Consider the following 9,281-nt stretch of genomic DNA (forward strand, 5'->3'; position numbering starts at 1 on the left):
CAATCCCCGGCCTTTCTTTTTGGCAGCCTCTCGCCCCCAGGCACAAAAAAAGGGGCGTCGGAGCCATAGCCCCGACGCCCCATCAACCGATCAATCGGGCGTTACAGATCGCCGTTGATATATTTCATGATCGTATTCTGGAACTGACGGATCTGGATTTCCTGATAATTGGCCAGTTGCACCTTATCGTTCAGCGAGGCCTTCAGCCCCGTCTGCACATGCGGCAGATTTTCCATATCCTGTTCGAACACGTCGCCCAAAATACCCAGTTCGGGTGCTTCGGTCCATTTCTGATCGACCGACAGGAATTTCATCGGAGGAGCCTTGGGATGCGCCTGCCCCGGCGGAACGCGGGTCAGGACGCGGACTTCCATCAGGCAATGGTCGACATCGTGCCAGGGCCGCCAGCGATAGACGATATTGGGCTGGAACCCGGCCCAGGGGCTGAAGTTGGGGAAGACGTTGTAGAGCAGCGCATCCATCATCTCCGCATCGGACGCGAAGCTGACATCATGGCCGAACATGGCGGTGGTGGTATCGCGCAACGAAGCGCCCAGCGCCGCCCGCGCCGAAACGCCCTCTGGCACCTTGACGTTATAACCGCCCGCCGCCGCTTCCTTATCCTCATAATTATCGGACGACCGGCCATTATATTTGACGAATTCATCCACGATCCACTGTTCCGCCTTGTCGGTCGGATCGACATGCGGCGACATGGTGCCGAACGGCGTCACCGTCAGGTTCACATAGTCGCCATAGATATTATACATCGAATTGGCATCGCCGGTGAACGGCAGCAATTGCGGATGGGTGACGACGGTGTGCCAGCTTTCCATGAAAGCCTCCATCACCACCTTCCAATTGGCGGGCACCACCTTGCCCACCCACATCGCCGTCGCACATTCCTCCTGCCGCCAACGCTTGAAATGCTCCGGCATGGGCGCGAGAAATTCATCGAGCGTCGGCCCGTCCGCCGCCTCGCGAATGAAGATATAGCCAGCCCAGCGCCCGACGCTGATTTCGGGCAGGGACATCTCCTCGTCTTTCAGGTGCGAGAAGTCCCAGCGGCACGGGATCTGCTTGATCGACCCATCATTATTCCAGGTGAATCCATGAAACGGGCATTGCAGCTCGGCCGACCAGCCATCGCCGGTCTTGAGCTTGCGCCCGCGATGCAGGCAGACATTGGCGAAGGCCCGAACCGAACCATCCTCTTGCCGGATCAGCAGAAAGGATTTGCCGACATTCTCATAGACGACATGATCGCCCGGCTCCGGCAATTCCTCTTCGCGCGCCGCGAACTGCCAGGTGCGCGGCCACATCTTCTGCTTTTCCAGCTCGAAAAATTCGGCGCTGGTATAGCGGCTCGCCGGGATCGGGTCCGACCCCAGATTTTCATATTCGTCGGTATAGAGAAATTCCGGCACCGGATTGGTGTCCGCCAGCATCAGGTCGCGGACGCTCGTGCCAGGGCAGCGCGGCAGCGGTGCGCCTTTGATCCGGGGATCGCTTTCAGCCATCACTCTCTCTCCTAAATTCTCGCCCGCCCGGCTGCGCCGCATAGGCGACGCGCCGAATCCTTGGTCGCTTGTTCAAATATAGCGACGCGATCACTGCGCGACCATCCCCCCATCGACGACAAATTCGCATCCGGTGATGTAGCGCGCATCGTCCGACGCCAGGAAGGCGACCATCGACCCGATGTCGGCGGGTTCGCCCATGCGGCCCATCGGGATGGTCGCGACGATCTGGTCGAATATCTCCTTATTATCGGCGATCGCCACCTGCTGCATGTCGGTCCAGATCATGCCGGGATGCACCGTGTTCACACGGATATTGTCACGCGCCGTCTCCAGCGCGACCGACTTGGAAAACAGCCGCACGCCGCCCTTGCTGGCGGCATAGGCAGCGGTGCCCTGCACGCCCACTAGCCCCGCGATCGAAGACAGGTTGACGATCGACCCGCCATGCCCCTGTACCCGCATCTGGTCGACGGCGACCTTGGTGCCCAGATACACGCTGTCGAGATTGACCGAAATCTGCTTGTGCCAGTCCGCCGACGTCATCTCGCTCATCGGCCGCAACACGGCGATACCGGCATTATTGACCAATATATCGATCTTGCCGAAGGCGGCGATCACTGCCTCGATCACCTTGGTCCACAAGGCTTCGTCGGTCACATCCTGCGCCATCGCCTGCGCGGCAAAGCCCTGCGCGCGCAATTCCTCGGCCCGCGCATCGACCGCCGCGCCATCCAGGTCGGTCAGGAACAGGCTCGCCCCCTGGCCCGCCATCTTGAGCGCGGCCGCAAAGCCCAAGCCATTGGCGGATGCCGCTCCGGTCACCAATGCCACTTTGCCGTTGAGGTCGATCATCATGCGCCAGCTATCCTCTTGTCGAACTGTTTGGGGCGCAGACTGGCCATTATGGCGCACCGTGCAACTAGCGCTAGTCAGAGTCCCCGCCGGGCCGGGCCGCCCTACCTATCACCTTACCGAGTTCCGGCAGGACGCCGCAGGCGCTATGCTGCACGCCAAAGCCAATCGGCTATGCCATGAGAGAGGGTTTGCAATGGGCTATCATGACGTCATCGGCCAGGAAGCCGAAAAGATGCTCGAATATGTCGAGACGGGCACCACCCACAGCGCCGCCGACACGATGGAAGTGCCCGCCACCGCCTATACCGACCCCGCCTATTTCGAGCGGGAGAAGGCGGAAATCTTCATGAAGCTACCTTTGCTCGCCGCATTGACCGCCGAAATGCCCAATCCGGGCGATTACAAGGCGATGGAATTGCTCGGCAAACCCGTCCTCATCACGCGCAAGAGCGACGGCACGGTCGCGGCGATGCTGAACGTCTGCACCCATCGCGGCATGATCCTCAAGCCCGAAGGCCATGGCAATGCCAAGCGCTTTTCCTGTCCCTATCATGCCTGGACCTACAGCAATGACGGCAAGCTGATCGGCGTTGCCGAACCGCAGAAATTCGGCCCCATCTGCAAGGAGGAACGCAACCTCACCGCCCTGCCCGTCGCCGAAGCGGGCGGGATCATCTGGATCTGTCTGACGCCGGGGCTGGAATTCGACATCGCCGCGCATCTGGGCGGCATGCTTGATGACCTCAATGCCTATGGCCTGGGCGATTGGCATTATTGCGGGTCACGCCGCATCTATGGCCCCAATTGGAAGATCGCCTATGACGGCTATCTGGAGGGCTATCATTTCGCCGCCGCGCACCCCACCACCATCCATCCGCGCACCTTCAGCAACATCATGCACTTCACCGCCTTCGGGCCGCATATGCGCGTCGGCTATCCCCAGGTGCGGATCAAGGAAGCGCTGGGCGCGATCCCGCGCGCCGGTTGGGGCGAGCATGAAAATGAAGGCTATGACTTCGTCCGCACCATCTTCCCCAATATCTCCATCTTCTTCGCGCCCGAAATCACCCAGGTCGCCCAGCTCATCCCCGGCGACACGCCCGGCAGCAACATCACCAACCTGATGTTCATCCGCCGTGAGCCGCCCAAGGACGATGCCGACGCGGCAGCGATCGAAGGCATGATGGACTGGCTGCGCGACGTCGTGAATGACGAGGATTATGGCGTCGGCCTGCAAGTGCAGAAGGGCTTGGAATCGGGCGCGGTAAAATCGGTCATCTTCGGCCGCAACGAGCGCGGCAACCAATATTTCCACAAATATGTCGACTATCTCCAGCGCGCCGACCCGGACGAAAGCCCGCCGGAATTATAAGGCGGAGGGGGAGCGGTAGGACAGCATCCCCTCCCCGTTCGCCCTGAGCCTGTCGAAGGGCTCTTCTTCTTGAAAATGAGTATAGGGCTTCGACAAGCTCAGCCCGAACGGACTGGAAGTAAGTCCGAACGGGCCACGTATCCCCACCCTACAGCGTCGTCACACCCTCATTCAACCGCACCACCGTCTTGCCCGTGGTCACGCCCGACATCAGGTTAATGAAGGCACTCGGCGCATTCTCGATGCCCGTGGTCACATTCTCCTGCGCGATCAGCGCGCCCGACCGGATCCATTCACCCAATTGCGCCTCGGCCTCTTCCAGCATGTCGAGATGCTCATAGGCCAGGAACCCGCGCATCGTCACCCGGTTGACCAGCACCTGCCACAGGTTGCGGATCGGATAGGGTTCGTCATGATTATTATAATTGGCCATCATGCCGCAGGTCACGATCCGCCCGAAGGCCGCCATGTTGGGCAGCATCGTATCGAGGATCAGCCCGCCGACATTGTCGAAATAGACGTTCGCCCCGTCGGGACAAGCCGCCTTGATCGCGGCATCCAGGTCCGGCTCGGCGCGATAGTCGATCGCCGCGTCGATGCCGAAGGTCCCCGTCACCAGTTCCGCCTTGTCCTTCGATCCGACGATGCCGACCGACCGGCAGCCCGACAGCTTGGCGACCTGGCACCCCACGCTGCCGACCGCGCCCGCCGCCGCGCTCATGACGACGGTGTCGCCCGCCTGCATCTCGCCGATCCGCTTCAACCCGACATAGGCGGTGATGCCCGACCAGCCGAGCGCGCCCATATAGGCGGTCAGCGGCACGCTAGGGTCGACATGGACATTTTCGATCGCGAAATTGCCGGGGTTCAGGATCGAATATTCCTCCCACCCGACAAAGCCCCGGCCATAATCGCCTTCCTTGAAGCCCGGATTGCGCGACTGGATCACCCGGCCCAGCACCATGGTCGGGATGATCCCGCCGATCGGCGTTGCGGGCAGATAGCTGTCGTCGCGATCGTCCAGCATCCCGCGCACGGCCGGATCGATAGCGAACACCTCGTTCTGGATCAGGATTTCGCCCTCTTCCAATGCGCGCACCTGCCCTTCGACAAGGCGAAAATTCTCCGGCACGGGCACGCCATGCGGGCGCGAGGCAAGGACGATCTGGCGGTTGAGCAAGGCGGTTCTCCAGCTTGGGCGCGCGTTGGGCGCGTCTTTGACCCGGCTATGCCCTGCCCCACCGCCACGCGACACTGGCGAAATGCACAGCTGCCCGTCGGCAAAATCCTCCCCTGTAAGGGGAGGTGGCTGGCCGCAGGCCAGACGGAGGGGTGTCACGCTCTCGATAGGGTGACACCCCTCCACCACCCGCTACGCGGGCGGTCCCCCTCCCCTTACAGGGGAGGATCTTGGTAGGCTCCGCACAGCATCATGCAGAAACTACAAACGCCATGTTCAAAAAGAAAGCGCGCGAAGCCGGGTGGCTCCGCGCGCTCCAGGAAGTCGCGCTATGGGAGAGGGGGAGATCAGCGCGAAGCGTATTGACGGCCTTTGCTGGCGACGGCCCAGCGTTGCGGCGTTGCGCCCGGTGCGGCTTCGCGCACGAAACATTGGCCGCGGCGCGCCTGCACGATGCGGCAGGCGCTCAGGGCGTCGGCGCGGCTGGCAAAGCCGCTGATCGCCAGGCGGTGGAAGGTCTTGCCCTTGACGGTCGCCTGGCTGGTCAGCACGGGGAATGCCGACAACATCATGTTGCCGCCCGCCATCTGCATCCATTTTTCCTTGGCGATGCCCGCACTGTCATAGGCACCCAGCTGGACCACCCAATTGCTCGCGCCATTGGCGACCGGCTTGATGAAGGCAACCTGCTGCATCCGCGCGGCAGGAGTGGCGGCGGGCTGCGCCTTGGCGCGGGACTTGGGCGCGATCCGCTTGCCCGACCGATCCTCGATGATGAAGTCGCGGACAGCGACCCGTACAGGCTTGGGGCTGGCCTTGATGACCGGTGCCGCCTCGACTACGGGCGCGGGCGCAGCCTCTGCGATCTGCACCGGGGCCTGCGTCTCGACGACCGGCATCGGATCGGCCTGCGCCATCTCCACTGGCGCAGCAACGGCGGATGGTGCCGACAATGCCAGCGCCACCGGCTGTCCCCTATCATTAGAATCGATCGTCACGCCCATCAGCGCCGCGACGCGCATCGGCGCCAGCGAAGGCTCCGCAATCTGCGCCCAGTCGGAAATGCGCTTGTTCGCGGCCAATGGCTCCATGTCCATGCCCGCGACCATCCGCGCATCCTTCCAGCGCCCGGCCAACGCATAGGCATAGGCCAGGTTCTGGCGCGTCCGCGCTGTAGCGGATGGATCATGGATGGCTTGCGACAATATCCGCACGCCTTCCTGCGGGTCGCCAGCCATCGCCATGGCCAAGCCATAGTCACCGGCCGGAACCGTAGAGGCGTTCGTCACCAACAGGTTGCGCGCGGCGTCCGACCGACCCTGCGCCACCTGCACCAGCGCCAGGCTGACGATCGTGCCGACGTCGCCATTGCCCAGCGTCATCGCATCGCTCAGTGCCGCTTCCGCCGAGGCAAAGCGCCCCGCCTGCACATAGGCGCGGCCCAATAGCTGGCGATAGGTGGCATTGTCAGGGGCGAGCTGCACGGCGGCTTCGGCGGCGGCAACCGCCTTGGTCGCGTCGCGTGATGCCAGCGCCTTTTCCGCAATGGCCGCCTGCTTGGCGGGATCACCCTTGGGCAAACCGACCGATGCCGAGGGACGGAAGGCCGCCCCGGTACAGCCCACCATCGTCGTGGCGACGAGCAGCGATGCGATCGCCGCCTTGCCGAATGTCGTGCGCTTCATATGCCTACCCACCTTCTATGCCTTGTCGCCGCGCATCTGCGGCAGCTGCTGAGTCAGCCGGTCGATTTCCGGCAACGTGTCGATGAAGTCATCGAGCGCCTGCGTAACAATCTGTTGCGCCGACCGTCCTGTGACGGCGCAGGCAAGGCGCAGTTTCAAATGGCGTTCAGCCTCCAGCCGCAACGTGAAGGCGGCCTTGCGGCCCGGTGCCGGTGTCGGCGCGGACGCGGCCTTCTTGCGTGGCGCAGGTGCGGCCTTGATCCGTTCGGCCAGTTCCTCGCGCGCCAGCACGACCGGCGGCACAGCCACGGGCGCCGTCATCGGCGTCAGGCCGATCGCGACCGGCGGTTCCTCGACCGGGCTCGGCACCGGCTCCACATCGAAGCCCATGTCGTTCCAGCCCAGATCATCCTGCGGCACCGCATTGCCGACGGTGCGGCCAAAGCCCATCATCGGGCGGCGCATCGCGGGTTGCGCGGCACCCTTGCGCGCGAGCAGGCCCGACGTCAGCGATGCGAGCGGTTTGGGTTCGGCCATGACGCCTGCCTCCCTTACTGGCCGATCACGCGGCGGCCGAAGCCCCCGCCGGTCGGGCGAGCCGCGACGGTGCCGACGCTGCCCTGGGGCACGGAAAAGACCGTGCGGCGAAAATTCTTTTCCAGTCGATCCGACACATAGGACCAGAGCTGGACCACTTCGGCGGCGGAGCGCCCCTTGGGGTCGACCTCCATCACCGTGCGTCCATCGATCATCGACGCGGCGAAATCGGTGCGGTGATGCAATGTCACCGGCGCGACCGTGCCATGTTGCGACAGGGCGACGGCGGCTTCGGATGTGATGCGCGCCCTGGGCGTCGCGGCATTGACAACGAAGAGCAGCGGCTTGCCCGCCCGTTCGCACAGATCGACGGTCGCGCCCACGGCACGCAGGTCATGCGGGCTGGGCCGCGTCGGCACCACGATCAGTTCGGCGACGGAGATCACGCTCTGGATCGCCATGGTAATGGCGGGCGGCGTGTCGATGACGGCCAGTTTGAAACCCTGTTGGCGCAATGTCTCCAGGTCGGCGGCCAGCCGCGCAACCGTGGTCTGGGCAAAGGCTGGATATTCCGCCTCGCGCTCATTCCACCAGTCGGCGAGCGAGCCTTGCGGATCGATGTCGATCAGCACGACGGGACCGGCGCCTGCCATCTGCGCCTGCACGGCCAGATGACCCGACAAGGTGGTCTTGCCCGATCCGCCTTTCTGCGACGCCAATGCCAAAATCCGCAACGAATATCCCCCCAGAAAATCCAGTTCCGGTCGGGACTGCCACAACTGCACCTAAAAATTGGTTAACCCACGCGCTTCTTTGCTTGGGGCGAGGACTGGTCCAGCCAAGTCCCACCCGATCCTGCGTCTCTTATGCTAACGTGAATTTAACCTTGTTTGCGCATCACCAGCGCAAAGCTGTTCGCGCGGGAGCATGGGACTATGACGTATCTTTGGAAGAGCATGGCGCTGGGATGCCTGATCGGCTTGGCCGCGCCAGCGATGGCCGACGTCAAGGCAGGCGTCGACGCTTGGCAGCAGGGCGACTATGCCAAGGCGATCGCTGAGTGGCGGCCGCTGGCGCTCGCGGGCGATCCCGATGCGCAGTTCAACATGGGCCAGGCCTATAAGCTGGGTCGCGGCGTCCAGCCCGACCTGACGGCCGCGCTCGACTGGTATCGCAAGGCCAGTGCCCAGGGCCATTTGCGCGCCGAGGATAATCTGGGCCTGCTGATGTTCCAGCAGGGCGATCGCGCGAACGCCATGCCCTTTCTCCAGCGCGCGTCGATGCGCGGCGAACCGCGCGCGCAATATATCGTCGGCACGACCCTGTTCAACGGCGACCTGATCGGCAAGGATTGGGTGCGCGCCTATGCGCTGATGACCCGCGCGTCGGCATCGGGCCTGCCGCAGGCGGCGACCAGCCTGACCGAGATGGACAAGTTCATCCCCGAAGATCAGCGCAAGCAAGGCCTCGCCCTGGCCGCCAGCCTGGAGAAATCGGAAAAGACGGGTGCGCTCGCCGCTGCGAGTCCTGCCCCGGCCAAGCCCGCGCCGGTACGGTCCGCCACCTCGGCGGTGCGGACGACGGAATTGCCGCCCTCGACCATCAATCAGCCTGCCCCGGTTGCCACGCCGCCAGCGCCCCGGCCTGCGCCCAAGCCTGCGCCGCAGGTTGCGGTCGCCAAACCCGCGCCGCGCCCGGCACCCGCCATCCCCGACCCCGCCGCGTCGGGCGGCTGGCGCGTCCAATTGGGCGCGTTCAGCGAAGATGGCCGCGCCCGCGCGCTGTGGAACCAGATGACCGGCAAGGTCAGCGGCCTGTCCGCCTATCAGCCCTATCTGGTCAAGGCCGGCACCGTCACCCGCCTGCAGGCCGGCCCCATCGCCAGCAGCAGCGACGCCGCGCGCCTGTGCGCGAAGATCAAGGCCGCCGGTGCGGACTGCATGCCCAAGAAGATGTAATATTCACCGGCGCAGAGCATGACCCACAAGACTCCTCCCCCTTGAGGGCAGGGGAATCGCATATGGGCTTGAACGATTGATCGAATGGGATTCTTGGGTGGTCTCCATAGTTGGAGGCGACCGATGGATGATTTTTCCGCATATTTTGGGGAAGTTGATGATCCGCGCGCG

8 protein-coding genes are annotated in these 9,281 nt (G+C 63.7%); 2 read left to right on the top strand and 6 right to left on the bottom strand.

The features are described 5' to 3' along the window. Positions 1-101: 101 nt before the first annotated feature. Both SxD43FB_RS18975 and SxD43FB_RS18980 read right to left on the bottom strand, forming a co-directional pair. Positions 102-1,520, bottom strand: coding sequence for an aromatic ring-hydroxylating dioxygenase subunit alpha (locus SxD43FB_RS18975; protein ID WP_096063522.1), 1,419 nt, complete (start codon positions 1,518-1,520; stop codon positions 102-104). A gap of 90 nt (positions 1,521-1,610) precedes the next feature. Beyond that, on the bottom strand, positions 1,611-2,375 hold the full coding sequence (locus SxD43FB_RS18980) for an SDR family NAD(P)-dependent oxidoreductase (RefSeq protein WP_096063532.1): 765 nt from the start codon (positions 2,373-2,375) through the stop codon (positions 1,611-1,613). A gap of 196 nt (positions 2,376-2,571) precedes the next feature. Between SxD43FB_RS18980 and SxD43FB_RS18985 the strand changes: the two genes are divergently transcribed. Further along, the gene (locus SxD43FB_RS18985; RefSeq protein ID WP_096063523.1) at positions 2,572-3,750 is read left to right on the top strand and encodes an SRPBCC family protein; all 1,179 of its coding nucleotides are present in this window, start codon (positions 2,572-2,574) and stop codon (positions 3,748-3,750) included. 148 nt (positions 3,751-3,898) lie between these two features. Here the strand turns inward: SxD43FB_RS18985 and SxD43FB_RS18990 are convergent, their stop codons facing one another. The 4 genes from SxD43FB_RS18990 to SxD43FB_RS19005 all read right to left on the bottom strand — a co-directional run bounded on the left by SxD43FB_RS18990 (position 3,899) and on the right by SxD43FB_RS19005 (position 7,886). Then, positions 3,899-5,089, bottom strand: a complete 1,191-nt coding sequence (locus SxD43FB_RS18990) for an NADP-dependent oxidoreductase (protein WP_255245807.1) — start codon at positions 5,087-5,089, stop codon at positions 3,899-3,901. 188 nt (positions 5,090-5,277) lie between these two features. Beyond that, entirely contained in the window at positions 5,278-6,615 is a 1,338-nt protein-coding gene (locus SxD43FB_RS18995; protein ID WP_096063524.1) for a tetratricopeptide repeat protein, read from the bottom strand. Positions 6,616-6,630: 15 nt separating this feature from the next. Next, positions 6,631-7,152 (bottom strand): hypothetical protein, encoded by a 522-nt coding sequence (locus SxD43FB_RS19000; protein WP_096063525.1) that lies wholly within the window; start codon positions 7,150-7,152, stop codon positions 6,631-6,633. A 14-nt stretch (positions 7,153-7,166) separates the two neighbouring features. Continuing rightward, entirely contained in the window at positions 7,167-7,886 is a 720-nt protein-coding gene (locus tag SxD43FB_RS19005) for a ParA family protein (protein WP_096063526.1), read from the bottom strand. Positions 7,887-8,087: 201 nt separating this feature from the next. On the opposite strand from SxD43FB_RS19005, the gene SxD43FB_RS19010 reads away from it, so the two are divergent. Next, entirely contained in the window at positions 8,088-9,110 is a 1,023-nt protein-coding gene (locus tag SxD43FB_RS19010; protein WP_096063534.1) for an SPOR domain-containing protein, read from the top strand. Positions 9,111-9,281: the final 171 nt, after the last annotated feature.

Source organism: Sphingobium sp. D43FB, from assembly GCF_002312805.1.
Lineage (GTDB): Bacteria > Pseudomonadota > Alphaproteobacteria > Sphingomonadales > Sphingomonadaceae > Sphingobium.

Coding starts and splice junctions, on each gene's coding strand:
- SxD43FB_RS18985 (WP_096063523.1), top strand. CDS start 2,572: ATGGGCTATCATGACGTCATCGGCCAGGAAGCCGAAAAGATGCTCGAA.
- SxD43FB_RS18980 (WP_096063532.1), bottom strand. CDS start 2,375: ATGATCGACCTCAACGGCAAAGTGGCATTGGTGACCGGAGCGGCATCC.
- SxD43FB_RS18995 (WP_096063524.1), bottom strand. CDS start 6,615: ATGAAGCGCACGACATTCGGCAAGGCGGCGATCGCATCGCTGCTCGTC.
- SxD43FB_RS18975 (WP_096063522.1), bottom strand. CDS start 1,520: ATGGCTGAAAGCGATCCCCGGATCAAAGGCGCACCGCTGCCGCGCTGC.
- SxD43FB_RS19010 (WP_096063534.1), top strand. CDS start 8,088: ATGACGTATCTTTGGAAGAGCATGGCGCTGGGATGCCTGATCGGCTTG.
- SxD43FB_RS19000 (WP_096063525.1), bottom strand. CDS start 7,152: ATGGCCGAACCCAAACCGCTCGCATCGCTGACGTCGGGCCTGCTCGCG.